At 64.2% G+C, this 26,176-nt stretch carries 14 protein-coding genes and 6 pseudogenes; 8 read left to right on the top strand and 12 right to left on the bottom strand.

Translation table 11 applies throughout. From position 1 onward, the window contains the following. Positions 1-29 precede the first annotated feature (29 nt). On the top strand, positions 30-902 hold the full coding sequence (locus ACVWW3_RS05050; protein WP_456650732.1) for an SDR family oxidoreductase: 873 nt from the start codon (positions 30-32) through the stop codon (positions 900-902). A 233-nt stretch (positions 903-1,135) separates the two neighbouring features. Then, a complete protein-coding gene (locus ACVWW3_RS05045) occupies positions 1,136-2,716 on the top strand; it encodes a fatty acid--CoA ligase (protein ID WP_456650733.1) in 1,581 nt (526 codons plus the stop codon). Between the two features lie 60 nt (positions 2,717-2,776). On the opposite strand, the gene ACVWW3_RS05040 is transcribed toward ACVWW3_RS05045, so the two are convergent. After that, positions 2,777-4,051 carry an acyl-CoA dehydrogenase family protein gene (locus tag ACVWW3_RS05040; RefSeq protein ID WP_456650734.1) on the bottom strand — a complete coding sequence of 425 codons (1,275 nt, stop codon included), beginning with the start codon at positions 4,049-4,051 and terminating at the stop codon, positions 2,777-2,779. A 209-nt stretch (positions 4,052-4,260) separates the two neighbouring features. On the opposite strand from ACVWW3_RS05040, the pseudogene ACVWW3_RS05035 reads away from it, so the two are divergent. Continuing rightward, a pseudogene (locus ACVWW3_RS05035) lies at positions 4,261-5,041 on the top strand (enoyl-CoA hydratase-related protein). Between the two features lie 113 nt (positions 5,042-5,154). On the opposite strand, the gene ACVWW3_RS05030 reads toward ACVWW3_RS05035, so the two are convergent. The 3 genes from ACVWW3_RS05030 to ACVWW3_RS05020 are packed head-to-tail and all read right to left on the bottom strand — an operon-like array spanning position 5,155 to position 7,309. After that, the gene (locus tag ACVWW3_RS05030; RefSeq protein WP_456650736.1) at positions 5,155-5,535 is read right to left on the bottom strand and encodes a DUF6285 domain-containing protein; all 381 of its coding nucleotides are present in this window, start codon (positions 5,533-5,535) and stop codon (positions 5,155-5,157) included. A gap of 2 nt (positions 5,536-5,537) precedes the next feature. Beyond that, a complete protein-coding gene (locus ACVWW3_RS05025) occupies positions 5,538-6,524 on the bottom strand; it encodes a phosphotransferase family protein (protein ID WP_247349780.1) in 987 nt (328 codons plus the stop codon). After that, the gene (locus ACVWW3_RS05020; RefSeq protein WP_456650737.1) at positions 6,521-7,309 is read right to left on the bottom strand and encodes an enoyl-CoA hydratase/isomerase; all 789 of its coding nucleotides are present in this window, start codon (positions 7,307-7,309) and stop codon (positions 6,521-6,523) included. Before ACVWW3_RS05020 ends, ACVWW3_RS05025 begins: the two co-directional genes overlap by 4 nt. Positions 7,310-7,472: 163 nt before the next feature. Between ACVWW3_RS05020 and ACVWW3_RS05015 the strand changes: the two are divergent. Continuing rightward, positions 7,473-8,253 (top strand): annotated as a pseudogene (locus ACVWW3_RS05015) (SDR family NAD(P)-dependent oxidoreductase). A 79-nt stretch (positions 8,254-8,332) separates the two neighbouring features. Then, a complete protein-coding gene (locus tag ACVWW3_RS05010) occupies positions 8,333-8,710 on the top strand; it encodes a VOC family protein (protein ID WP_247349775.1) in 378 nt (125 codons plus the stop codon). Positions 8,711-8,791: 81 nt separating this feature from the next. On the opposite strand, the gene ACVWW3_RS05005 is transcribed toward ACVWW3_RS05010, so the two are convergent. Continuing rightward, a complete protein-coding gene (locus tag ACVWW3_RS05005; RefSeq protein WP_456650739.1) occupies positions 8,792-10,027 on the bottom strand; it encodes an ATP-binding protein in 1,236 nt (411 codons plus the stop codon). Positions 10,028-10,383: 356 nt separating this feature from the next. On the opposite strand from ACVWW3_RS05005, the gene ACVWW3_RS05000 reads away from it, so the two are divergent. Then, a complete protein-coding gene (locus tag ACVWW3_RS05000) occupies positions 10,384-11,661 on the top strand; it encodes an acyl-CoA dehydrogenase family protein (RefSeq protein WP_354053043.1) in 1,278 nt (425 codons plus the stop codon). Positions 11,662-11,840: 179 nt separating this feature from the next. Here the strand turns inward: ACVWW3_RS05000 and yghU are convergent. Both yghU and ACVWW3_RS04990 read right to left on the bottom strand, forming a co-directional pair. Next, positions 11,841-12,723: pseudogene (gene yghU / locus ACVWW3_RS04995) on the bottom strand (glutathione-dependent disulfide-bond oxidoreductase). Positions 12,724-12,813: 90 nt separating this feature from the next. Beyond that, a pseudogene (locus tag ACVWW3_RS04990) lies at positions 12,814-14,491 on the bottom strand (flavin-containing monooxygenase). Positions 14,492-14,744: 253 nt separating this feature from the next. On the opposite strand from ACVWW3_RS04990, the gene ACVWW3_RS04985 reads away from it, so the two are divergent. Beyond that, a complete protein-coding gene (locus tag ACVWW3_RS04985) occupies positions 14,745-15,878 on the top strand; it encodes a nitronate monooxygenase (RefSeq protein WP_456650741.1) in 1,134 nt (377 codons plus the stop codon). Positions 15,879-16,044: 166 nt separating this feature from the next. Beyond that, a complete protein-coding gene (locus tag ACVWW3_RS04980) occupies positions 16,045-17,559 on the top strand; it encodes an acetyl-CoA acetyltransferase (RefSeq protein ID WP_456650742.1) in 1,515 nt (504 codons plus the stop codon). 68 nt (positions 17,560-17,627) lie between these two features. Here ACVWW3_RS04980 and ACVWW3_RS04975 read toward each other — a convergent pair. From ACVWW3_RS04975 to otnI, 5 genes and pseudogenes are all read right to left on the bottom strand, one after another. After that, positions 17,628-18,831: pseudogene (locus ACVWW3_RS04975) on the bottom strand (efflux RND transporter periplasmic adaptor subunit). Beyond that, positions 18,818-21,997 carry an efflux RND transporter permease subunit gene (locus ACVWW3_RS04970; RefSeq protein WP_456650744.1) on the bottom strand — a complete coding sequence of 1,060 codons (3,180 nt, stop codon included), beginning with the start codon at positions 21,995-21,997 and terminating at the stop codon, positions 18,818-18,820. Before ACVWW3_RS04970 ends, ACVWW3_RS04975 begins: the two are co-directional and overlap by 14 nt. A gap of 246 nt (positions 21,998-22,243) precedes the next feature. After that, positions 22,244-23,936: pseudogene (locus ACVWW3_RS04965) on the bottom strand (methyl-accepting chemotaxis protein). A 170-nt stretch (positions 23,937-24,106) separates the two neighbouring features. Continuing rightward, on the bottom strand, positions 24,107-25,384 hold the full coding sequence (otnK, locus tag ACVWW3_RS04960; RefSeq protein WP_456650746.1) for a 3-oxo-tetronate kinase: 1,278 nt from the start codon (positions 25,382-25,384) through the stop codon (positions 24,107-24,109). Next, on the bottom strand, positions 25,381-26,163 hold the full coding sequence (gene otnI / locus ACVWW3_RS04955) for a 2-oxo-tetronate isomerase (protein ID WP_247349763.1): 783 nt from the start codon (positions 26,161-26,163) through the stop codon (positions 25,381-25,383). The genes otnK and otnI overlap by 4 nt, the downstream gene beginning before the upstream one ends. Positions 26,164-26,176 lie beyond the last annotated feature (13 nt).

The following is a 26,176-nucleotide window of genomic DNA, read 5'->3' as shown; positions in this document are numbered from 1 at the left end:
AACTGACAATCCCTACGAGGGAAACAGCCATGTTCAAGGAAAATCTTCTGGCCGGCCGGAGCATTCTCGTGACCGGCGGCGGGACCGGGCTAGGCAAGTCGATGGCAGCGCGCTTCCTTCAGCTCGGCGCCGAAGTGCACATCTGCGGCCGGCGCAAGATCGTCTGCGACGAGACCGCGACCGAGCTGATGGATCAGTATGGCGGCCGCGTCACCAGCCACGGCGTCGACATTCGCAACGCGCTCGCGGTCGAGGAGATGATCGAGAACATCTTTCGCGATAGCCCCCTTACCGATCTTATCAACAACGCGGCCGGCAATTTCATCTCGCGCAGCGAAGAACTTTCGCCGCGCGGCTTCGACGCGGTCGCCAACATCGTCATGCACGGCACGTTCTACGTGACGCATGCTGTCGGCAAGCGCTGGATCGCCTTGAAGCAGCCCGGCAACGTCGTCTCGATCACCGTGACCTGGGTGCGCAACGGCTCGCCTTACGTGGTGCCGTCGGCGATGAGCAAGTCGGCGATCCACGCCATGACGATGTCGCTCGCCACCGAATGGGGCAGATACGGCATCCGCCTCAACACCATCGCGCCGGGCGAAATTCCGACCGAAGGCATGAGCAAGCGCATCAAGCCCGGCGACGAGGCCGGCGCGCGCACCAAGGCGATGAACCCGATGGGCCGCGTCGGCACCATGGAGGAGCTGCAGAATCTCGCAGTGTTTTTGATTTCCGGCGGCTGCGACTGGATCACAGGCGAGACGATTGCCATGGACGGCGCCCAGGCGCTCGCAATGGGCGGCAATTTCTACCAGCTCCGCGACTGGAGCGACGACGACTGGACCAATGCGCGGGACTCGATCAAGGCACAGAACGAGAAGGACCGGGCGAAGAGAGGATGATCTCGTGCCCCGGACGCAGCGCAGCGCGCCGCACTTGCGGCGTGATGCGCTGCTGAGCCGGGGCCTATCTCTCGCAGCATGCTGAATCAGAATGGGTCCCGGCTCAGCGCCGCACCACTTCGTGCTGCGCCGCGTCCGGGACACGAAATCGCGGTTGCCCTCCCGCCATCTTGTCTTCACCCGCAGATGACGCCACACTCCGCGCTATAAAAACAAGACGTCACGGGAGAAACATGTCCACCACACAGCCATTGACTGATCTCGCCGACATGGTGCGCGAGCGCGCGACGAACCGCGGCAACGCCACCGCCTACGAGTTCGAGGGCCGCGTCACCAGCTTTGCCGAATTCGATGTCAAGACCAATCGCGTCGCCAATGCGCTGATCGCGATGGGTGTGAACAAGGGCGAGCGGATCGCCTATCTCGGCAAGAACAGCGATATCTATTTCGAGCTGCTGATGGGCGCGATGAAGGCCGGCGTCGTGATGGCGCCGGTGAACTGGCGGCTCGCAGGCCCCGAGGTCGCCTTCATCGTTAGCGACTGCAAGGCCCCGGTGCTGTTCGTGGGACCGGAGTTCATCGCTCAGGTCAGCCAGATCAAGGACGAGCTGCCGGGTGTGCGCACCGTCATCACCACCGAAGGCGGCGCGCCGGAGTGGCCTGATTATACAGCCTGGCGCGATGCACAGAGCGGCGGCGATCCCGGAGTACCGATCGATACCAGGGATATCGCCATCCAGCTCTATACGTCCGGCACGACGGGCAAGCCGAAGGGCGCGATGCTGTCGCATGCCAACTTCCTCAACCTGGTGCAAACAGGCAATGCCGAGGACAAGCCGGAGTGGAACCGGTGGTCGACCGACGACGTGTCGCTGGTCGCGATGCCGATCTTCCACATCGGCGGCTCCGGCTGGGGCGTGATGGGGCTCTATCACGGCGCCCGCGGCGTGATTGCGCGCGAGTTCGATCCGACCAAAGTGCTGGATTTCTTCGAACAGTCCGGCATCACAAAACTGTTCATGGTGCCGGCGGCGATGCAGTTCGTGGTGCGGCAGCCACGCGCAAAAACGGTCGATTTCTCGCGGCTGAAATACATGCTCTATGGTGCCTCCCCGATTCCGGCGGCGCTGCTGAAGGAGTGCATCGAAATCTTCAAATGCGGCTTTGTGCAAATGTATGGCATGACCGAGACGACCGGCACCATCGTCGCGCTGCCGCCGGAAGACCACGTCGAGGGACTGGAGCGGATGCGCTCGGCCGGCAAGGCACTGCCGGGCATCGAGATCGCGATCCTTGATGGCGACGGCAAGCCGCTGCCGCCGCGCGAAGTCGGCGAGATCGCGACGCGCTCGGGCTCCAACATGGCCGGCTACTGGAATTTGCCGGAAGCGACCGCCGCGACGTTGCGCTCCGACGGCTGGCTGCGCACCGGCGACGCCGGCTACATGGACGAAGACGGCTATCTCTACATCCACGACCGCATCAAGGACATGATCATCTCCGGCGGCGAAAACATCTATCCCGCCGAGGTCGAGAGCGCGCTGTGCGATCATCCCGATGTCGCAGAAGCTGCCGTGATCGGCATACCCGACGACAAATGGGGCGAGGCGGTGAAGGCCGTCGTGGTGATGAAGCCGGGCAAGCAGGCGACCGAAACCGACATCATCAACTTCACCCGCGAGCGCATCGCCGGATTCAAGACGCCGAAGAGCGTCGAGTTTTTGCCGGCGCTGCCGCGCAATCCAAGCGGCAAGATCTTGCGGCGGCAATTGCGCGAGCCGTATTGGGCGGGGAAAGACCGGCGGGTGAATTGATCGGCAGTGCGAGGAGCGAAGCGAGGAAGCTGGATTGCTTCGCTCCGCTCGCAATGACGATCAGTGCTTTCCCGGCCCCATATAGCCGAACAGGAATCCCGCCACCTTCCGCATCTGGATTTCCTCGCTGCCCTCGGTGATGCGGTAGCGGCGGTGGTGGCGGTAGATGTGCTCGAACGGCTTGTGGCGTGAATAGCCCATGCCGCCGTGGACCTGCATGGCGCGGTCGGCGGATTCGCAAGCGAGGCGGTTTGCCCAGTAGTTGCACATCGAGACGCGATCGGAGAGCGTGCGCTCGATCTGCTCCTCGGTGAGCTTGTCCATCTCCCAGGCGGTCTTGCGGATCAACAGGCGCAGCATCTCGGCCTGCGTCGCCAGTTCGACCAGCGGGAACTGGATCGCCTGATTTTCGGCCAGCGCCTTGCCGAACGGTTTTCGCTCGCGCGCATATTTCACGCTCTCGTTGATGCAATAGACGGCGGCTCCGAGCGAACTCGCGGCCTGGCGGATTCGGTTCTGGTGCACGAAGCACTGCGCCAGCGACAAGCCGCGACCGACCTCGCCGAACAGCGCGTCCTCGGGCACGAACACGTCGGTGAAGCTGACGCGGGGATGATCGGTCGGCATGTTGAAGGTCCACATGTACTCTTCGATCTTCACGCCATGGCTCTTGGCCGGCACCAGGAAGCAGGTGATGCCGCGCGCATCGCCGTCATTGCCGCTAGTGCGCACGAATAGCGCGCAGTGCGTGGCGACATGCATACCTGTGGTCCACATCTTCTCGCCGTTGATGATCCAGCCCTTGACGTTGTCACGGGTCGCAGGCACCGCGCGCGTTTCCATGTGGGTGGCGTCGGAGCCATGATTTGGCTCGGTCAGCCCGAAGGTGATGCGGTACTTGCCCTTGATCGAGCCGTCGATCATCGCCTTCTGGTCGTCGCGGCCGTAGCGGTCGAGCATGGTGGCGACAGGAAAATTGCCGACGATGGAATGCTCGTTCTGGAGGTCGTTGTGCAGGCCGAGCCCCTTCGCGGCAAAGTGCTCGCGGATCACGGCCATCCAGAGGTTGGAGCCATCCTTGCCGCCATATTGCTTCGGCACTGGAAAGCGCAGATGACCGGCGGCGTCCGCGAGATCCTTGGCCTTGCGCAGCAGCGCTTCCCATTCGTGGCGCGGCAGGCCGCCATTTTCGAAATCGGTGCGCGCCCATTCGCGGCGATGATCGAAGAAGCGGATGTTGTCGTCGGCCTCCTCCAGCGGCTTGATCTCGCGTTCGATGAATTGGTCAAGCTCTCCGAGATAGGCGACGAGGTCGGCAGGCAATGAGAAATCCACGGTTCTCTCCCGGATGATTTTTTCGTGTTGCGTTAAGGCGCTATGCGCGATTTTCTTGCCCCGATTAAGGTGAGAAGAGTGTGCGCAAGTCAAGCAAGCCGAGGCGTGTGAGAGGCGCAAGGCGCGCTTGCGCAATTCGATGGTGTTGACGCGCCGCCGCGCGCTACACTGCGACGAAATTCTCTGTCACAGAAAATGCGGGAGCGACCATGGAGCTGAAATTTTCCAAAGTGGAACGCAAGGGACCGATCACGATCGTCACGCTGTCGCGGCCCGAGGTCTACAACGCGCTGCACACCGACGCGCATTTCGAGCTCCAAAAGGTGTTCGACGATTTTTCGACCGATTCGGAACAGTGGGTCGCGATCGTCACCGGCGCCGGCGACAAGGCGTTCTGCGCCGGCAACGATCTGAAGTGGCAGGCGGCAGGCGGCAAGCGCGGCTGGGACAAGGGCGGGTTTGCCGGCCTCACCGCGCGCTTCGACTGCGACAAGCCGATCATCGCCGCCGTCAACGGTGTCGCCATGGGCGGTGGTTTTCGAGATCGCGCTCGCCTGCGATCTCATCATCGCCTCCGAGAATGCCACCTTCGCCCTGCCCGAGCCACGCGTCGGCCTTGCCGCCCTCGCCGGCGGCCTGCACCGGCTGCCGCGGCAGATCGGCTTGAAGCGCGCCATGGGCATGATCCTCACCGCGCGCCATGTCAGAGCCAAGGAAGGCCTCGAGCTCGGCTTCGTCAACGAGGTGGTGCCGCAGGGCGAGGCGCTGACGGCCGCGCTGCGCTGGGCCGAGATGATCACCAAGAATTCGCCGATGTCGATCCGAGCGTCGAAGCAGACCATCCAGAAGGGGCTTGGCGTGTCGCTGGAGCAGGCGATCGAGGAGCAGCGGGAGTACCCGGCGGTGAAGGCGATGGCGGCGTCACAGGACTACATCGAGGGCCCGAAGGCGTTTGCGGAGAAGCGGCCGCCGAAATGGGTGGGGAAGTAGACGGTCCCTCCCCGTCATTGCGAGCGCAGCGAAGCAATCCAGAATCTCACCGCTGTGGCAGTCTGGATTGCTTCGTCGCAAGGCCCCTCGCAATGACGAAGGATGGATCGCACCTAACCGCCGCCTCGCGACAGCTCCCGCTTGTAGGATGCGTAATTCGGCTGGTCGACCGCAAGCTTGTCCATCGTCGTCTGCCAGAGGTGTTCGGCCAACCCCGGCGTTGCGAGATCCACCTCGCCTTCCGCGATACGGTCGGCTAGCGCGCGGTTGAGCTCCGTCACCGTGCCGTCCGCGCCGAGCAGCGCGCGCAACCGCTCGACCTCCGCAGCATCGCTCCCCTCCCCCTGCGTCAGCTGCCGTGTCACGAGATCGAGGATGTTGACGGCGACCCGCAGCTTGAAGGCGGGGTGGCCGGAGATCAACGGCGCGATGTCGTTGCGAAGGAAATCGGCGACCGATTTGGTCAGCTCGATCGGGGTCGGTTCGTCCTGCATGGTCAACTCCCCCGCGGCGCGAGCAGCCGCAACAGATCGATTTCGGTCTCGGAGGCGCGGCGGCCGATCATGGCGCGTTCCATCGAATGGTCCGGGCCTTCGCGAAACCGCTGCATCATGCCGCCGCACATGATGCCCCAGCGCAGCGTGCCCATCACTTCCCAGAACTTGACCCGCTCAGGATCGCATTTGCGCCCCGCGGCCTCATAGCCGGCGAACAGCTCTTCGCGCGAGCCAAACCCGCCGACGGGCTTGTCGATCTCGCCGAAACGCCATGAGTTGACGCAGACCCAGCCGAGATCCTCCATGGGATCGCCGAGATGGGCGAGCTCCCAGTCGAGCACCGCGCGCACGCCGTCGGCACCGATGATGAGATTGCCGTTGCGGAAATCACCGTGTACCAGCGTTTCTTCGGCGGACGGACCGGGGTCGTGGTCGCGCAGCCAGCGCAGCGCCAGCTCGAACACGGGCTTGGGCCAGTTCAAGCTGCGATAGTCGCGCTCGAACTCGCCGATCTCCTTCGTGGCGCTCATGTGCCGCAGCTCGGGCAGCTTCGAAAGGGGCAGCTTATGGAGTCCGGCCAGCACCCCGCCGATCTGCCGCGCGACGCGCGGTCGCGCCGCGGCGAATTCATCATCGCGAAGAATCTTGCGCGCGATGGTCTCGCCCTCGACCCGCTGCATGATGAAGCCGGTGCCGAGATCGTCGTCCGGCACCAGCACATGCATGACGCGCGGCGACGGCACGCCGGCCTCGAATGCGAGCTGCATCAGCGTTGCTTCGGCAGCGAGGCCGGCTGCACGCGTCGGTGCAGCACCATAGCCGTTCGGTGCGCGGCGCAGAATCGCGCCGATCGACCCATCCGGATGTACGATATCGAAGCGCCAGGTTTCCTGACTGGCGCCGCCGGACAGCCTTGCTACTCCGGCGACACCCGTCGCGCCCGGGTACCAGCGCTGAACGCTGCGAGAGAGTTCGGCCTCGATCATTTGCCTTTGAACTGCGCCGGGCGCTTCTCCAGGAACGCACCGACGCCTTCACGGAAGTCCTGCGTATCGCCGGCGCGGAGCTGGCACTGGAATTCGAGATTGAGCTGATCCTCAAAGGAATTCTCCGGGCTGTCCCAGTAGAGCTTGCGGATCAGCGACAGCGCGACCGTCGGGCCGCTGGCGAGCTCGCGCGCGAGCTTCATCGCCTCCTCCATCAGCGCGCCGTCATCATAGACGCGGTTGACGAGGCCCCATTCCAGCGCCTTCTCGGCCGGGAGCCGCTCACCCATCAGCGACAATTCGATCGAGCGGGCCTTGCCGATCAGCCGCGGCAGCAGCCAGGTCGAGCCGCAATCCGGCACGAGGCCGATACGGCGGAAGGCTTGCAGGAAATAGGACGAGCGCGCGCACAGGATCATGTCGCCGAGCAGCGCGAAGCTCATGCCGGCGCCGGCCGCCGGACCATTGACCGCGGTGACAACAGGACAATGCAGATTGCGGATGCGGCGCAGGAACGGGTGGAAGCCGGTCTCCAGCGTCAGGCCGGCCTTGGTCTTCTTCGACTGGTTGTTGCGGCCCTGGAGATTCGCGCCGGTGCAGAATGCGCGGCCCGCGCCGGTCAGCACGACGCAACGCACCTCGTCCTTCTTCTCCTCGATCACGTCGAGCGCATCTGCGAGACCGCCCAGCATGTCCACGGAGACCGCGTTCATCACCTCCTGATGGTCGAGCTTGAGGATCGCGACCGAACCATCGAGATCGAGCGTGACGTGTTTGAACTGCATGGTTTCCTCGTACGTTGCGGCCTGTGTCAATTTCGCAGACCGGAATTGCTTGCCGGGGCGCATATTTGATTTTTGGCGCGGTCTTGTCCATGGTGATCAGAGCATAGCCAGCAATCTTGCGCGCAGCGGCTGATGCGCTCATGCCAAAAACAGGAAACGCGCCATGGACCTTTTCGACCTCTCGGGCCGCGTGGCCGTGATCACCGGCGGCAATGGCGGTATCGGACTCGGCATCGCACAGGCGCTCGCCGGCCAGGGCTGCAACGTCTCGATCTGGGGGCCGTAATCCTGACAAGAACAGAAGCGCTGCCGCAAGCCTTGCGGATCTGCCCGGCAAGGTCGACGCGCGGGTCTGCGACGTCACTGACCCGGCCTCGGTCAATGCCGCGATGAAGGCCACGCGCGACATTTTCGGCCGGGTCGACGGCTGCTTCGCCAATGCCGGCATCGGCGGCGGCGGCCGGCGCTCCTTCATCGAGCGCACCGAGGAGGAATGGCGCACGATGTTTGCGACCAATCTCGACGGCGTCTTCCACGCGTTCCAGGCTGCCGCAAGACACATGACCCAGCGCGCCGAGGCCGGCGATCCCTTTGGCCGGCTGGTCGCGACCTCGAGCCTGGCCTCGATCTTCGGCACCGCGCGTAACGAGCATTACGCGGCTACCAAGGCCGCGATCAACGCGCTGGTGCGCGCGCTCGGCGTCGAGCTGGCACGCCACGGCGTCACCGCGAATGCAATCCTGCCCGGCTGGATCAAGAGCGACATGACCGCCGGCATCATGGCCAACGAAAAATTCGTCGCCAACGTGATGCCGCGCATTCCGGTGCGGCGCTTCGGCGAGGCCAGCGATTTCGGCGGCATCGCGGTCTATCTGATGAGCAAGGCCTCGTCCTATCACACCGCGGATACGTTCGTGATCGACGGCGGCTATACAGCGTTTTGAGTTTTTGTCGTGGTGGGCACGCTGCGCTTTGCCAACCTACGATGTCTGATTTCGTAAGCGCAATAAGGGGACAGGGCAAATGTTTTCCCACGTGATGATCGGCACCAACGACCTCGACAAGGCCAAGGCATTCTACGACGATTTGCTGAGCACGCTCGAGGTGCGGCCGGCCAGGGTTGACGGCCATCGCATCTTCTACATCACCAAGACCGGCGTGTTCTCGGTCACGAAGCCGATCAACGGCGAGGCGGCGACGTGCGCGAATGGCGGCACCATCGGCTTCGCCTGCCATTCGCCGGAGCAAGTCGACGCCTGGCATGCCGCCGGTATCGCCGCTGGCGGCATCCCTTGCGAAGATCCACCCGGCGTCCGACAAGGCCCGGGCGTCAACCTCTATATTGCGTATTTGCGCGACCTCGACGGCAACAAGATCTGCGCGATGCATCGGATGGTGTGAGCGGGGGCACTCACTGCGTCACCGTAGCCAGGATAGCCATCCGAAGGACGGCGTCGCTTCCGTTCGCCTGTGTCCGGTGCGCTAGGCATCGCGTGGCACGGGCGCAACTCGCGGCACGATCACGCCAATTCGTGTCCCCTCGTCTGGCTCGCTTTCGAGATTGATACGCCCGCCCAGCCGACTGACGACGATGTTATGAACGATGTGCAGGCCGAGACCGATGCAGCCTTGACTGCGACGCGTCGTGAAAAACGGATTGAACGCCTGCCGGCGCAGATCCGCGCTCATGCCGCAGCCATCATCAGAAACGACAATCTCAATATCATCCCGGCCGCACGCGCAAATCTCGATGTTGATGCTGCCGCTCTTGGCATGCGGAAACGCGTGCACCATCGCGTTCTTAATCAGGTTGGTCACCACCTGTGCGAATTGACCCGGATAACTGTTCATTGCCAGATCGGGCTGGCATTCGACATTGAGCGCCAAAGCGTTCTTCCGCAATTCCCGCTGTAGGCTCACGGCAACCTGTCGCGTCAGCTCGCCCGGATCGAAGCGGCGGCGTTCAAGATAGCCTTGATCGACAGCGACCTGCTTGAATGCCTGGATCAATTCCGCGGCGCGGGCGAGATTGTCGGCCAGATGCAGTGATGCGGTCTGAACAACCGCGACGAACTCATTCAGGCTCGATCGCTTCAGCCCGCCCCGTGCGACTTCCGCCGCAAACTTTGTCGTCTTGCGCTCCAGCGCCGAGGTGACGGTCAGGCTGGTACCGACGGGACTGTTGATCTCGTGTGCCACGCCAGCCACCAACCGTCCGAGAGCTGCGAGCTTCTCCGCCTCGACCAGTGAATCCTGAGCCTCTTTCAGGCGTTGCAGCGCCGCCTCCGCCGCGTCGCGCGCGCCGCGAATCTCTCGCTCGCTGCGCTTGCGTTCGGTGATCTCCTCTGCCGCGACATTGACGCCGACAATGTTACCGTTCGGGCCGCGTTGCGGATGCCAATAGGTGATCCAGCAGCGTTCGTCATTATAGCCGGGACGCTGGCCGTAAACCTCGATCCCGATGACCGGCTCGCCGGTTTCCATGATGGAGCGAACGATGCCCTCGACGGCGGATGCGAGCCCGGGCACGCAATCCCGCACCGTATGCCCGAGATGGCCTTCGACCGAGATACCGCAGATCTCGGTGAGGCGCTGGTTGATCTGCAAATAGCGGCAGTCCGGCGAAAGATATGCAAGCCCGATCGGCGCCGTATCGTAGATCAACTGCAGCGCCGGCTGCTTTGGAAACTGCACTTCGCGTATAACGGAAGAACTCATGTACTCTCTCCCTCAGCGCGAGCCGGAGGTTAGCCGGTTACAGCGGCGTGCAAAAGCCCCAATAGCCAGCGGGAACAGGCGGAATCAGTAGGGAATCCGCTAGCGGGAGCTGCGGCGGCGCGACCCGTTAACCGACCCACATGTTCAGATCGCAAGATGCCTGCTGGATATCTGCGAGCCGACGGGTCATCCGACTGTCGCCGTCGCAATGCCGATCTCGCTCAAACAGTGTTTGAAACGCTATTGCGATATTCCATCGCGTGGCATGGCTCGCGTTGGAAAATGCGCGCTCGCACTTTGGCGACGCTGCGACTATTCTCTGCTCCAGCACGATCTCAGCGAGTCCGGGAGGAACAATGACAAAACACGCCTATATTCCCCGCACCACCAATTACACCCTCAACCCCGGCGACGAGCTCAACGACCTCCGGATGTCGGACCAGGTCCGGCCGCTCTATGATCACGTCAGGAAGTTCATCCGCGAAACCGTCGAGCCGATGTCGATCGAATTCGCCAAGGCCGGCGAAGGCAAAGAGGATCGCTGGAGCTTTACGCCGAAGCAGCTCGAGGTGCTGGAGAAAGCCAAGAACAAGGCCAAGCAGGAAGGCCTCTGGAACTTCTTCCTGCCCGACGACGACACCGGCCAGGGCCTGAAGAATCTCGACTACGCCTATATCGCCTCCGAGCTCGGCAAGAGCCCGCTGGCCTCGGAGAGCATGAACTGCTCGGCGCCGGACACCGGCAACATGGAGGTGCTGGAACGCGTCGGCACCAAGGAGCAGAAGGAGAAGTGGCTGAAGCCGTTGATGAACGGCGAGATCCGCTCGGCCTATGTCATGACCGAGCCGAACGTCGCCTCCTCCGACGCCAAGAACATCTCGACCAACGCAAAGCTCGTCGGCGACGAGTGGGTGATCAACGGCGAGAAGTATTACATCTCCGGTGTCGGCGATCCTCGCTGCAAGATCCTCATCGTGATGGTGAAGACCAATCCGGATGCTGCGCCGAGCAAGCAGCAGTCGCAGATCCTGGTGCCGCGCGACACCCCCGGCGTCGAAGTGCTCGGCCCCATGTACGTGTTCGGCCAGGACCACGCGCCGCGCGGCCACATGCACATGCGCTTCAACAACGTGCGCGTGCCCAAGGAAAACATTCTGCTCGGCGAAGGACGCGGCTTCGAGATCTCGCAGCTTCGGCTCGGCCCGGGCCGCATCCATCACTGCATGCGCACCATCGGCAAGGCCGAGAAGGCGCTCGATTTGATGGTGCAGCGTGGCCTCACCCGCGAAGCCTTCGGCAAGAAGATCGCCCATCTCGGCGGCAACATGCAGATCATCGCGCAGGCGCGCTGCGAGATCGAGGCGATGCGGCTGATGGTCTTGAAGGCCGCCAAGGCCATGGATGTGCTCGGCAACAAGGAAGCCCGCGTCTGGGTCTCCATGGTCAAGGCCATGGTGCCGGAGCGAGCCTGCAAGATCATCGACCAGTCGATCCAGATGCACGGCGCCACCGGCATCTCGCACTGGACCCCGCTCGCCGAGATGTACCAGGACGTGCGGCATCTCCGTTTCGCGGATGGTCCGGACGAGGTGCACTGGATGGTGGTGGGACGCCACGAGCTGAGCATGGCGTGAACTTTCTTCCCCTTCTCCCCGCCTGCGGGGAGAAGGTTGGGATGAGGGGGATTCTCCGCAAGGACGGTGACAGTTGGATTCGCGGAGAGTTCCCCCCCTCACCCGGAATTCAAGCGAGATTGAATTCCGACCTCTCCTCGCTTGCGGCCGCAAGCGGGGCGAGTTGAAGCAAGCACCACCTACGACGCGGCCACCTCGCCGATCTTGTCCTGCGTCTTGGTCTCGAAATCGCCGGCGTCATGCCGCTCGTGGAGCTGGCTGGCGGGATCGCCGGAGACGCGGTTAACCATGCGGCCGCGCTTGACGGCCGGGCGCTTGGCGATCTGGTCGGTCCAGCGCTGCACGTGCTTGTAGTCCTGCACGGACAGGAATTCACCCGCGCCATAGACCAGCCCCTTGGCGAGCGCGCCATACCAGGGCCACACCCGCCATGTCGGCGATGGTGTATTCGCTGCCGGCGAGATATTCATTGTCGGCGAGCCGGCGGTCGAGCACGTCGAGCTGGCGCTTGGTCTCCATCGCAAAACGGTCGATGGCATATTCGATCTTGGTCGGCGCATAGGCGTAGAAATGGCCGAAGCCGCCGCCGAGATAGGGCGCGCTGCCCATCTGCCAGAACAGCCACGACATCGCTTCGGTACGGCTCTTGATGTCCTTCGGCAGGAAGGCGCCGAACTTCTCCGCGAGATAAAGCAGGATCGAGCCGGACTCGAACACCCGGATCGGCTCCGGGCCGGAGCGGTCCATCAGCGCCGGGATTTTGGAATTCGGATTGATGTCGACAAAGCCGCTGCCGAACTGGTCACCATTGCCGATCTTGATCAGCCAGGCGTCGTATTCCGCGCCCTTGTGGCCGAGCGCCAGAAGCTCCTCCAGCATCACGGTGACCTTGACGCCGTTCGGCGTCGCCAGCGAATAGAGCTGGAAGGGGTGGCGGCCGACCGGCAGCTCCTTGTCATGCGTGGGACCGGCGATCGGGCGGTTGATGCTGGCGAACTGCCCGCCATTCTCCTTGTTCCAGGTCCAGACCTTGGGCGGCACGTAGGCGGGGGCGTCAGTCATGCAAAGCTCTCCGGCGGGAAGATGCGTCTGCATTAATTAGCGCGCAAATGGCGAATGACAAGCCTGCCCGGTCTGCGCCCGGCGCGGGCCTCAGGCCGGCGTCATGCAGCCTCCTGTCCCCAGCCTGCGCGGCTGCGCTTCGGCTTCCATCACGAATCCCTCATAGCCCTTCGCCGCGACCTCGTCGCAGATTCGGCGGTAGACGCCGACGCCGCCGATATAGGGCATGAAGATGCGCGGCTTGCCGGGGATGTTGGCGCCCATGTACCAGGAATTGGCCTGCGGATAGAGCGTGCCATGGGCGACCTCGTTGACATGGGCGACCCATTTGTCCTCGGCCTCCCCGTCCGCCTCCATCGTGGCAATGGCCCTGCTTGCGCATATGGACGAGACCGTCGGCGATCCAGTCGACATGCTGCTCGATCGACACGATCATGTTCGAGAGCACCGACGGGCTGCCGGGGCCGGTGATGATGAAGAGGTTCGGAAAACCGGCGCTCATCAGCCCGAGATAGGTCTTGGGGCCTTCCGCCCATTTCCGGTTCAGCGTCTGCCCGCCTGGACCTCGGATGTCGATCTTCGCGACCGATCCGGTCATGGCGTCGAAGCCGGTCGCGAGAACGAGCGCGTCGACCTCGTGGTCCTCGCCTCCGACACGGACGGCATGCGCCGTGATCTCCTGGATCGGGTTGCTCTTGATGTCGACCAGCGAGACGTTCGGCCGGTTGAAGGTCGCGAAATAATCGGTGTCGATGCAGATGCGCTTGGTGCCGATCGGATGGCTGTCCGGCTGCAGCAGCTTTGCCGTCCCGGGATCCGTCACGATCTCGCCGATCTTGCCGCGGACGAAATTCGCGGCGGTGTCGTTCGCCGACCGCGCGAGGCCGAGATTGTTGTAGGCATACATGAAGGTGAGACCACCGCGCTCCCAGCGCGCCGCGTATTTTTCGCGCCTGACATCGTCGCTATCATCGAGCGCGCCGCGGTCGGGCTGCTCGGCGAAAATTCCGTTGCGCGCGACTTCGCGGGCGAAGCGGCGGATCTCGGGATAATTCTTGCGGAACGTGTTGCGCTCCTCGCCGGTCAGCGCGGCATTGCGGGCGGGAATGGAAAAATTCGCAGTGCGCTGAAACACTGTCAGATGTTTTGCCTGTTCGGCGATGACGGGCGCCGACTGAATGCCTGACGATCCCGTTCCGATCAGGCCGACGCGCAAGCCGGTGAAATCAACGTCTTCGTGCGGCCAGTTGCCGGTGTGATAGACGGGACCTTTGAAGTTATCGAGACCCTTGATGTCGGGCTTGCGCGCATTCGAGAGACAGCCGGTCGCGAGCACGACGAATTGCGCCTGAACCGTTGTGCCGTCGGACGTCGTCACCGCCCAGCACCTCGCACGCTCGTCGAACACCGCGCGCTCGACGTTGGTGTTGAACTGGATGTCCCGGCGCAGATCAAACCGGTCAGCGATGTGGTTGGCGTATTTCAAAATCTCCGGCTGCGATGCGTAGCGCTCGCTCCAGTCCCATTCCTGCTGGAGCTCTTCCGAGAACGAATAGGAATATTGCATGCTCTCGACGTCGCAACGCGCACCGGGATAGCGATTCCAGTACCAGGTGCCGCCGACGCCGCCGCCCTGCTCGTAGACTCGCGCCGAGAAACCGAGCCCGCGCAAACGGTGCAGCATGTACATGCCGGCGAAACCCGCGCCGACGACGATCACGTTGTAGGATTCCGTGGTCGGAGACGGATTCGCTTGCGCTGGCGACATCGACTGGCGCTCCCTCGTTGTTTTCTGTTGTTGTGGGCCAGCATTCGCTCGCGCATCCGAAAGCGCAAGGGGCAAATCGGCCGGCTCTGATCTGCTTATTTTGTACAGCGGAATGGCTCGTCTGCCGCGCGACGCCTGCGCGCAAGATGCGCGGCCGAATCCGGCGTGGCATCGCGGACGACGATGGGCTAGCGTCGAGTGGTCTTCGCTGCAGAATGCAACAACAGCAACGCGAGGCCGCCGGGAGGGAACGATGAAATCGCCGATCTGCGATATGCTGGGCATCGAGTTCCCGCTGCTCGCCTTCAGCCATTGCCGCGATGTCGTCGCCGCCGTCAGCCGCGCCGGCGGCTTTGGCGTGTTAGGTGCGACCGTGCACACGCCTGATACCCTCGAACGCGAGCTGAAATGGATCGACGACCACGTTGAGGGCAAGCCTTACGGTGTCGACGTGCTGATCCCGGAAAACATTTCGACCGCGGGTGAGAAGGACGTCACCTGGAAGAGCCTTGAAGCACGCGTGCCGCAGGAGCATCGCAACTACACGCGCGATCTCCTGAAGAAATACGGCATCGAACTCACGACCACTGAGGTGGCTGACGACCAGCCGCAGCCGTTCGATGCCAGGACCGCGTTGGAGCTGCTGGAGGTCTCGTTCAACCACCCGATTCGCCTGATCGCCAATGCCCTGGGCGTGCCGCCGAAGGCCATGATCGAGATGGGCAGGAAGCACGGCGTGCCGGTTGCCGCTCTGGTCGGCGCCAAGGAGCATGCGCTACGGCAGGTCGCGGCCGGCGTCGATATCCTCGTGGTCCAGGGCACCGAAGCGGGCGGCCATTGCGGCGAGGTCTCCACCATGGTGCTGGTGCCGGAGGTGATCAAGGCGATCAAGCCGATCCGCGACGTGCCGGTGCTGGCCGCCGGCGGCATCATGACCGGACGGCAGATGGCGGCCTGCATGGCCATGGGTGCGGCCGGCGCCTGGACCGGCTCGGTGTGGCTTGCCACCGTCGAGGCCGAGACCACGGAGATCTTTCGCGAGAAGATGATCGCGGCATCATCGCGCGATGCGATCCGCTCGAAAGGGCGTACGGGAAAGCCGGCCCGACAACTCCGCTCGGTCTGGACCGACGCCTGGGATCGCGCACCCGAGAGCCCCGGCGCATTGCCGATGCCGCTGCAAAGCATCGTCAGCCGCGACGCCTTCAACTCGATCGACCGCGCCGCGGCGAGCGGCAACGCGAAGGCGCGGGATCTCGTCAGCTATTTCGTCGGCCAGGGCGTCGGCCTCATCGACAGCGTGAAGTCGGCGGGTGCCGTGGTGCAGGAGTTCAAGGAAGAGTTTGCCGAAGCCGTCGAGCACATGAATGCACTGGTGGCGGAGTGATTGCCCGCGGCCCATCCTTCGAGGCTCGCCCGGCCGCGCACGCGCCGCTCGGCTCGCACCTCAGGATGACGCGGTATCTGTAGCCGTCATCCTGAGGTGCCGTAGCGCAGCGAAGGCCTCGAAGGGCGACGGCGTGCCCAAGATCTGAAACGTGAAGCAAACAGAAATGACGAACTCCTCTATCCCCCCAAACCGCATCCCCGTCATCGTCGGCATCGGCGAGATCGTCGATCGCCCCAAGGAGATCACCGACGGCCTCGAGCCGCTTGATCTGCTCGAGCAGGCGTTGCGCCGCGCCGAACAGGACGCCGGCGCCAAGCTGCTCGGCGAGGTGCAATCGCTCGACGTCGTCAACTTCCTGAGCTGGCGTTATCGCGATCCGGAGCAGCTGCTGGCGAAACAACTCGGCATCACGCCGGCGCATTGCTATTACGGCCCGGTCGGCGGCGAGAGCCCGATCCGCTACGTCCACGAGGCAGCAAAGCGCATCGCGCGGGGCGAATGCACCGTGGCAGCGGTTTGTGGCGCGGAAGCGCAGTCGACCGCGACCAAGGCCGAGCGTGCCGGGGCCAAGCTGCCATGGACGCCGTTCGCCCATGACGTCGAGGAGCCGAAGCGCGGCGCGGCGTTCCAGAAGCCGTTGGCCGTGAAGCTCGGTGTGTTCCGCCCCGTCACCGTCTACCCGTTCTATGAGACCGCCTCCTCGGCGCATTGGGGCCAGACGCCGCGCGAAGCCATGGCAGAGTCCGGCACGCTATGGTCGCGCTATTCCGAGGCCGCGGTGCAAAATCCCAACGCCTGGCTCAAGCGGCGCTACGCGCCGGACGAGATCACGACGCCGACGGCGGACAATCGTCTCATCGCGTGGCCCTACAACAAGCTCATGGTTGCCAACCCCAGTGTCAACATGGGCGGTGCGCTGCTGCTCACCAGCCTCGCCAGGGCTCGCGCGGCCGGCATTGCCGAAGACAAGCTCGTCTACCCGCTCGGCGGCGCCTCTGCGGAAGAGCCGCGCGACTATCTCCTGCGCGACCAGTTTTACGAGAGCCATCCGCAGAATGCGGTGCTGAAAGCCGCGATGGACCTCGCCGGCGGCGACGGCAAAGAGTTCGACGCGATCGAACTGTACAGCTGCTTCCCGTGCGTGCCCAAGATGGCGCGGCGGACGCTGGGCTTAGGCCCCGACGTACAGCCGACCGTGACCGGCGGCCTCACCTTCTTCGGCGCGCCGCTCAACACCTACATGACGCATGCAGCCTGCGCGATGGTGCGGCGTGTGCGCGACGGCGCAAAGCTCGGCCTGCTTTACGGCCAGGGCGGCTTCGTCACCAAGCACCATGCGCTGGTGGTGTCGAAGGCGCCGCCGCGTGAGACATTGGCGCAGGAGACCAGCGTGCAAGCGGAGGCAAACAGCAACAAGCGCGCGGTGCCGGAGTTCGTCACGGATATCTCAGGCAGGGGCAAGGTCGAGAGCTTTACGGTGCTCTACGGCCGTGGCGGCGATGTCGAGCACGGCGTGGTGATGCTGCGGACGGAAGATGACAGGCGCACGCTGGCGCGGATTCCGGCGAATAATGCGGCCACGCTGGCGCATCTTCTGAACACGGATAGGACGCCGGTCGGCTCACTCGGCGAGATCACGATGGCCGTCGATGGCGTGCCGGAGTGGCGCGCGGCCTAGACTAGCTCTCGTGTCCCGGACGCGGTGCGGCATGCAATGCCGCTCCGCAGAGCGGGGCACGGGACCCCCTATCCCTTCGGCGCCTGCTTCTCCGACGCCGTCGCCGGCTTGCCCTTGGCGCCGGCGCCGGTCACGCGGACCAGGTCGCCGTCGGACAGGCCATCCGGTGGTGCGGTGATGACGCGGTCATCCGCTGCAATTCCTGAGGCGAGTTCGATCTCGCGGCCGAGGTCGCGGGCGATGGTCACGGGCTTGAACAGGACCTTGTCGTCGACACCGACAGTCGCGACGCGCAGGCCGCTGCTGTTGAAGATCAGCGCGCTGGCGGGAATGCTGAGCGGCGCCGAGTCGCGCTGCAGGCTGAGCTTCACGCTGGCGTAGCCGCCGGGCATCAGCTCGCCCGAGGAATTGTCGAGACCAAGCTGCATGCGCGTCGTGCCCGAGGCGACGTCGACGGCTTGCGAAGAAGCCTCCACGGTGGCCTGGAAGGTCCGGTTCGGATACTCCGGCAGCACGATGCTGGCCTTGGCGCCCATCTTGATCGCAGGCACGTAGTTTTGGGGAACGTTGACGTAGACGCGCAGCTTGGTGATGTCGGAAACCACGAACATCGCCGGCCCCGAGCCGCCGCCCGCGTTGATCAGCGCTCCGACGTCGGTATCGCGCGCGGTGACGACGCCGTCGAATGGCACGGTGATCTTCTTGTAGCCTGCGAGCGCCTCGAGCCGCTCGACGTTGGCCTGCCCCGAATGCACGGCGGCGTTCTTGTTGGAGAGATCGGCGGTGCGCTCGTCGATTTCCTGCGCCGAGACGAAGTTGGAAGCGACCAGCGTCTTGCGGCGGTTGAGCGTCGCCTCCGACAGCCTGGCGCTGGCCTGTTGGCTGGCGAGGTCGGCGCGGGCCTGCAAGAGCTGCTGATCGAGGTCGGGTGCCTCGATCTCGGCGATCACCTGACCGGCCCTGACGCGCGCGCCGATGTCGGCGCTCCAGCTCTTCAGGTAACCCGATACGCGCGCGAAAATCGGTGCCGCGGGAATAGGCTTCCAACCGGCCCGGCAGATCGAGGTTGGCATGGAGGGCCTTGGCGTTGGGTAGCGTCACCGCGACGCTGGGAACGGCCTGTTCGTCGGTCCACTCCTTCAGCTTGGAGCCCTGCTCCTCCCGCGCGCGGATGCCGGTGCCGACCACGAGGCCTGCCGCAATCAGCGCCACCACGCCAAAAATGCCCAGTTTCCGGTGCGATACCGGGGAGCGGGGTTCAGTGGGCGACATGCGGGGTCTCCAGGGAGGCGGCGGCTTTGGCGCCTTGCTTCTTGTGTACCATACTGAACACCACGGGAACAAACATCAGGGTGGCGAAGGTCGCAAAGATCAGGCCGCCGATCACGGCGCGGCCGAGCGGCGCATTCTGCTCGCCGCCCTCGCCCAGCCCCAGGGCCATCGGCGCCATGCCGATGATCATGGCGAGTGCAGTCATCAGCACCGGGCGGAACCGGACGAAGCCGGCTTCGAGCGCGGCTGCGATCGGATCGCCAAGCTCCTCGTAGCGCTCGCGGGCGAAGGAGATCACGAGCACGCTGTTGGCGGTGGCGACGCCCATGCACATGATGGCGCCGGTCAGCGCCGGCACCGACAGCGTCGTTTCGGTCGCGAACAGCATCCAGACGATGCCGGCGAGCGCGGCCGGCAGCGCCGTGATGATCACGAAAGGATCGGACCAGGACTGGAAGTTCACGACGATCAGGAAGTAGATCAGCACGACCGCCCCGAGCAGGCCGAACAAGAGGCCGGTGAAGGCGCTGTTCATGGTCTGCACCTGGCCGAGCAGCACCACGGAAGAGCCTTTCGGCACCTCCTTTGCGGTGTCGGCGATCGCCTGCCGGATGTCGACGGCAACCGCACCGAGATCACGACCCGAGGTCGTGGCGAAGATCTGCACCATCGACTGGATGTCGTATTGCGAGACCACCGCGCTCGACGTCGAACGCTTGATGTCGGCGATGCCGCCCAGGATCGGCGACTGCGAATTGCCGGCGGCCGTGATCGGCAACGTCTGCAGCGCGCTGAGCGAATCCATCTGGTATTGCGGCGTCTGCATCACGATCGAATAGGACACGCCGTTATCCGGATTGAGGTAGTAGGTCGGCGCCACCTGCGAGGAGCCGGCAAGGTTGACCACGAGACTATTGGTGACGTCGCGCTCGGTCAGGCCGACATATTGCGCGCGGGTGCGATCGACGTCGATGTTGAAGGTCGGATTGTTCGGCGACTGCTGGATGCGCGCATCCGCGACGCCGGGAATCCGCCGCACCTTGGCCAGGAGCGTGTTGGCGTAGGCAAAGTTGGCGCCGAGATTGGCGCCGCGGATCTGGAGGTCGATTGGCGCCGGCGCACCGAAGTTCAGAATCTGGCTGACGATGTCGGCGGGCAGGAAGGCGAAGCTGACGCCGGGGAACAGCCGCGGCAGTTGCTCACGCAGCACACGCACATGCTCCTCGGTCGGCTTGTGGCCCTCTTTCAGCTTGATCTGGATGTCGCCGTCCTGCGGGCCAATCACGCCGGTGTTGTTGTAGGTCATGTTGATGCCGGAGATTGGCATGCCGATGTTGTCGGTCAGCGTTTCGATCTCGCTCGGGATCAGCTTGCGGATCGCCTTCTGCACGTCGGCGAGCTGGTTGGCGGTCTCCTCGACGCGGGTGCCGACCTGGGTGCGGACGTGCATCAGGATGTTGCCGGCATCGACCGCAGGGAAGAAATTGCGCCCGAGGAACGGCACCAGCGCGAAGGACGCGCCGACCACGCAGAGGAAGCCGATCACGAACACCGGACGGTGCGCGAGCGCGAGCCCGAGGAAGTTGTGGTAGCCGCCGCGAATGCGTTCGAAGCGAGCCTCGAAGCCGCGCTGCAACCACACCAGCGGATTGCGCGACTTCGGCGGCGCGCCCTCGTGACGCACATGTGGCTGCAACAGATAATTGGCCATGGTCGGCACGAGCGTGCGCGACAGCAGGAACGACCAGATCATCGCGAACATCACCGCTTCCGCCATCGGCACGAACAGGAAGCGCGCCACGCCGGTGAGGAAGAACATCGGCACGAACACGATGCAGATGCAGAGCAGCGAGACGAAGGCCGGCGTCACGATCTGGTTGGCGCCGTCGAGGATCGACTGCTCGACCGGCTTGCCCTGCTCCAGATGGTAGTTGATGTTCTCGATGGTCACGGTGGCGTCGTCGACGAGGATGCCGACCGCGAGCGCCAGGCCGCCGAGCGTCATGATGTTCAGCGTCTCGCCGATCGCCGACAGCATGATGATGGCACCGAGAACGGAGAGCGGGATCGAGACCGCGATGATGACGGTCGAGCGCCAGCTGCCGAGGAACAGCAGGATCATGACGCTGGTGAGCAGCGCCGCGATCACGCCTTCGAACGCGACGCCTTCGATGGCGCCGCGGACGAACACCGATTGATCGCCGATGAAGCCGATCTTGAGCGCGTCCGGCAGCTGATCCTTGACGTCGATCACCTTCTGCTTGATGCCCGCGATGATGTCGAGCGTCGAGGTCGCGCCCGCCTTCAGCACCATCATCAGCACTGAGCGGTTGCCGTCGACATGGACGATGTTGGTCTGCGGCGGATTGCCGTCGCGCACGGTCGCGACGTCGCGCACATAGACCATCGCACCGTTGACGGTCCGGATCGGCAGATTGCCGAGCTCGTCGATTTTCAGCGGCGAGTTGTTGAGCTGGATGATGTACTCGAACTGGCCGATCTTCTGCGTTCCGACCGGCGTGATCAGGTTCTGGGCTGCAAGTGCGTTGGCGACGTCCTGGCCGGAGAGACCGCGAGCCTGGAGCGCGGTCGGGTCGAGGTCGATCTGGACCTGGCGCTGCTTGCCGCCGAACGGATAGGGGATCGCTGCGCCGGGCACTGTGACCAGCGGGGTGCGGAGCTGGTTGATGCCGATATCGGCAAGGTTCTGCTCGGTGAGGCCGTCACCCGACAGCGCCACCTGGATGATCGGCACGGTCGAGGCGGAGTAGTTCAGGATCAAGGGCGGCGTCGCGCCCGGCGGCATCTGCTTGATCAGCGTCTGCGAGATCGCCGTGACCTGCGCATTGGCGGTGCGGATATCGACGTTCGGCTGAAAGAAGATCTTGATGATGCCAAAGCCGTTGTAGGAGTTGGCGGTGATGTGCTCGATGTCGTTGACCGTCGTGGTCAGCGCGCGCTGGAACGGCGTCGTGATGCGGCCTGACATCTGGTCCGGCGGCAGGCCGGTGTATTGCCAGACCACGCCGATCACGGGGATGCGGATGTCCGGAAAGATGTCGGTCGGCGTCCGCAGCGCCGCCAGCGGGCCGATGATCAGAAGCAGGAGCGCGAGCACGACAAACGTGTAGGGCCGGCTCAGGGCAATACGAACCAGAGCAATCATTCGCCAGGCAATTCCAAATCAGGGACAGGAAGCACCGCCCCCGCGGGTTCCACGGCTGATTTACCTGAAGACCGCCCAAATGGCCAACGACGCTGCGTCACGTGCGGTTCAATTCCGCGCTATTGCACTGCGAAATAGCATTCCAGATATGCAGCTCGCGCCCGAAAGGTGACAGAAGCCGCTTTCCTGCGCGTAAAAAAGCGGCGCCCGAAGACGCCGCTTTCAGGAATTCCGTGCCGGCCCGGCCTACGCCGCGCGAACGTTGGTCAGGAACTTGCTGACCTCGGTCTTGAGCCGGCCCGAGTCGTTGGACAGCATCTGCGCTGCCGACAGCACCTGCGAGGACGCCGAGCCGGTTTCGGTCGCGCCGCGCTGCACGTCGGTGATGTTGGACGAAACCTGCTGGGTGCCCTGGGCGGCCTGCTGGACGTTGCGGGCGATTTCCTGGGTCGCAGCGCCCTGCTCTTCCACCGCGGCCGCAATCGCCGAGGAGATCTCCGACAAACGCTCGATGGTCGAGGAGATCTCCTTGATGGCGCCGACCGAGTCGTTGGTCGCCGCCTGGATGCCGGCGATCTGCTGGCCGATCTCGCCGGTCGCCTTCGCGGTCTGTTCTGCGAGCGCCTTCACCTCGGAGGCCACCACGGCGAAGCCGCGGCCGGCTTCGCCGGCACGGGCGGCTTCGATGGTCGCGTTCAGCGCCAGCAGGTTGGTCTGGCCGGCGATGGTGTTGATCAGTTCGACGACGTCGCCAATGCGCGAGGCAGCCTTTGAGAGTTCGCTGACGCGCTCGGTGGTGGCGCGGGCTTGGCCGACGGCATCGCCCGCCATCCGCGCCGATTCCTGCACCTGACGACTGATCTCGCCCACCGATGAAGCCATCTCCTCGGTCGCCGAGGCCACCGACTGCACGTTGGTCGAGGCTTCTTCCGAAGCCGCGGCAACCGTGGTCGCCAGCCGCTGCGAGCGGTCGGCGGTCGAGGTCAGCGTCGAGGCCGAGGCTTCGAGCTGGGTCGAGGCCGACGACACGGTCTGCACGATCTCGCCGATCATGGTTTCGAATTCGCGGGTGACGTTGTCGACGCGGCGGGCCGCGCTCGATCTTGGCTTCGGCATCGGCGGCCGCAGCTTCGTCGGCGGACTTCTTGGCGATCAACGCTTCCTTGAAGATCTGGAGCACGTCGGCCATGGCACCGATTTCCGTCTTCTCGCCGCGATGCGGGACTTCGGCGGAAAGCTCGCCCTTGCCAAGCGCCTGCATCGGCTCGGTGATCGAGTTGATGCCGCTCGATACGTCATGGACGAGATAGAAGCCGACGCCCGTGCCGATGACGACCGCAGCGCCGAGAATGATCGAGACCAGCATGAAAGCGAAGGAATAGCTGTCGGCGGCGTCCTGGGCTGCCTGGTCGCCGCCCTTGGTGTTCAGCTGGATGTCCTTGCGCAAGACCTCATCGGCTTGCAGCCCGATCTTGTTGACGGTCTTGGCGTTCAGCTCATGCGCCTCGTGCGGAACCTTGCCGGCTTCCTTGCGCGATAGCGCCATGACTTCCTGGGTGCCCTTCTTGTACTCGTCCCACAGCTTGGACCACTCGCCGTACATCGCCCGCTCTTCAGGCGAGGTAATCATGGGCTCGTAGACCTGACGGAACTTGGTGTTGGCCTCGATCACCGTCGCCAGCGTCTTCTCCGACGCGAGCTTCTCTTCGAGAGTCTCCGACAGCATGTGCTCGCGGATCACGTTGCGGTAGGTGATCACGCCAGCGCGCAGATCGCCGAGCACCCGCACGCTTGGCAGCCAGCTCGTGGTGATTTCGGTGGTATTGGCATTCATCGACCGCATCTTCATGACGGCGAGCAGACCCATGCCGGCCATCGCGACCAGCAGGAACGCCACGACACTGATGATCTTGGCGCGGATGGAAATGGTGGCGAGCATAGTCGGGTCTCTTTGTGCTGGAGCGGTGGGCGCCCGAAAGTTTTACGAATCAACCAGAGGGAGCAGCACCGACATCCAACACCAGAGCACCTGAGCAGATGTTAACTACGAACTCCGTACGAGTACGGAAGCCCGAAACAAGTGAACATGACGCTAAAAATGCCCTGCGCTCAGCGCATGAGCCCAAGCGCGTCCGTGAAAAACGCCGCGCCGCCGAAATTTCCGGACTTCAAAGCAAGCAACATGTCGCCTTTTTCAGCACCGACCGCGCGCAGCACCGGGACGCCCGCCGCGATCTCTACTCCGACGAGAAATCCAGGAATTTTTAGCCGGTCGACCACGGCGCCCGATGTCTCCCCACCGGCAACGACCAGGCGCTTGACGCCGGCATGCACCAGCCCCTCGGCGATATCGGCCATGGCCTGCTCGATGGCATGACCGGCCGCGTCGCGGCCGTGGCGCGCCTGGAGCGCTGCGACCTGATCCGGCGTCGAGCTCGATGCGATCAGGACCGGACCGTCGGCGAGTCGCGGCTTCGCCCAGGCCAGCGCACGCTGCGCCTCGTCCTCGCCCGTAGTAATACGGTCCGGATCGAGATGTAACACCGGCATGACACGCTCGGCATTCGCGATCTGCTGAAGCGTCGCCTGCGAGCAGCTTCCGGCAAGGCAGGCCGCGGGTCCGCCGACGGCGGCGCCCGCGTCGCTGCTGGCCGCTGCCGATTTGACCTTGCCTGTCGAGACCAGCGCGCGCGCCAGGCCAAGGCCGATGCCGGAGGCACCGACCGACAGCCGGTGTTCGGCAGCGACGAGGCCGATGGCCTCGAGGTCGCGGTCGAAGACGGCGTCGATGATCGCCGCGCCAACGCCCTTGCCGGCGAGCTCGGCCAGCCGCGCCCGCACGGCATCTGCGCCGCGGGTGACCGTGGCGAGATCGACGAGGCCGATCTGCGTCCCGCTCTGACGCGCCAGAACGCGCACCAGGTTGGAATCGTGCATCGGGTTGAGCGGATGGTCCTTGAGCGGGCTCTCGTTCAGCGGCACGGCGCCGACGAACAGATTGCCCTGGTAAACGGTGCGGCCGGTTTCCGGAAACGCCGGCGTCACCAGCACCACCGACTCGCCGCCATCGGCGCGCAGCGCGTCCATCACCGGGCCGATATTGCCGGCATCCGTGGAATCGAAAGTAGAGCAGATCTTGAACAGCACATGGCTCGCGCCGCGGCTGCGCAGCCATGTCTCCGCCGCGCGCGAGCGCGATACGGCAAGACCGGCTTCGATCGAGCGGCTCTTCAAGGACACCACGACGGCGTCCACCTCGGGCAGTGCGAGATCGTCCGCGGGAACGCCGATGGTCTGTACGGTGCGCAGGCCCGCGCGTGTCAGCGTGTTGGCGAGATCGGAGGCGCCGGTGTAGTCGTCGGCGATGCAGCCCAATGCAAGTGTCACGGCTTCACTCCGGCATAGGGCTGGAACCAGGCTAGACCGTCCGTGGTCTTGCCGCGCGGATTATATTCACAGCCGACGAATCCGGTGTAGCCGAGCCGGTCGAGTTCGGTGAACAGGAACGGATAGTTCAGCTCCTCGCCGTCAGGCTCGTTGCGCGAGGGGATGCTGGCGATCTGGACGTGGCCGATGATCGGCATCATCTCGCGCAGCCGCATCGTGACGTCGCCATGGATGATCTGGCAGTGATAGATATCGAACTGGAGCTTCAGGTTCGAAATCCTCAACTCGTCGATCAGGTCGCGCGCGAAACCGAAATCATTGAGGAAATAGCCGGGCACATTGCGCGCATTGATCGGCTCGAGCACGATGTCGATGCCGTGCGGCGCAAAGAACTCGGCGGCCCACGCCACCGATTTGTAGAACGCCTCGATGGCGACGCGCTCGCCACGGTTGGCGATGCCGGCCATCAAATGCAGCCGCTTGACGCCGGTCGCCTTGGCGTAAGGCAGCGCGGTCTCCAGGCTTTGCTTGAGTTCGGCGAAGCGCGAGGGCAGTGCCGCAAAACCCTTCTCGCCGGCATTCCAGTCGCCCGGCGGCAGGTTGAACAGCGCCTGCGTCAGGCCGTTGCGCTTGAGCCGCTCGCCGACCGCTTCGGCCGGATGCTCGTAGGGAAAGAGAAACTCGACGGCGGTGAAGCCGGCTTGGGCTGCGACATCGAAGCGGTCGAGGAACGGCACCTCGGTGAACATCATCGAGAGATTGGCGGCAAAACGGGGCATTGGAGTCCTCTTG

Source organism: Bradyrhizobium sp. LM2.9, from assembly GCF_054056555.1.
Note: the sequence above shows the minus strand (reverse complement) of the source record. Positions and strands in the feature narration are given on the sequence as shown.

Excerpts from the sequence above, each read along its gene's own strand:
- ACVWW3_RS05045 (WP_456650733.1), top strand. The coding sequence starts at position 1,136 with ATGTCCACCACACAGCCATTGACTGATCTCGCCGACATGGTGCGCGAG.
- ACVWW3_RS05025 (WP_247349780.1), bottom strand. The coding sequence starts at position 6,524 with ATGATCGAGGCCGAACTCTCTCGCAGCGTTCAGCGCTGGTACCCGGGC.
- ACVWW3_RS05020 (WP_456650737.1), bottom strand. The coding sequence starts at position 7,309 with ATGCAGTTCAAACACGTCACGCTCGATCTCGATGGTTCGGTCGCGATC.
- otnI (WP_247349763.1), bottom strand. The coding sequence starts at position 26,163 with ATGCCCCGTTTTGCCGCCAATCTCTCGATGATGTTCACCGAGGTGCCG.
- ACVWW3_RS04980 (WP_456650742.1), top strand. The coding sequence starts at position 16,045 with ATGACGAACTCCTCTATCCCCCCAAACCGCATCCCCGTCATCGTCGGC.
- ACVWW3_RS05010 (WP_247349775.1), top strand. The coding sequence starts at position 8,333 with ATGTTTTCCCACGTGATGATCGGCACCAACGACCTCGACAAGGCCAAG.
- ACVWW3_RS05005 (WP_456650739.1), bottom strand. The coding sequence starts at position 10,027 with ATGAGTTCTTCCGTTATACGCGAAGTGCAGTTTCCAAAGCAGCCGGCG.
- ACVWW3_RS05030 (WP_456650736.1), bottom strand. The coding sequence starts at position 5,535 with ATGCAGGACGAACCGACCCCGATCGAGCTGACCAAATCGGTCGCCGAT.
- ACVWW3_RS05000 (WP_354053043.1), top strand. The coding sequence starts at position 10,384 with ATGACAAAACACGCCTATATTCCCCGCACCACCAATTACACCCTCAAC.
- ACVWW3_RS05050 (WP_456650732.1), top strand. The coding sequence starts at position 30 with ATGTTCAAGGAAAATCTTCTGGCCGGCCGGAGCATTCTCGTGACCGGC.
- ACVWW3_RS04985 (WP_456650741.1), top strand. The coding sequence starts at position 14,745 with ATGAAATCGCCGATCTGCGATATGCTGGGCATCGAGTTCCCGCTGCTC.
- ACVWW3_RS04970 (WP_456650744.1), bottom strand. The coding sequence starts at position 21,997 with ATGATTGCTCTGGTTCGTATTGCCCTGAGCCGGCCCTACACGTTTGTC.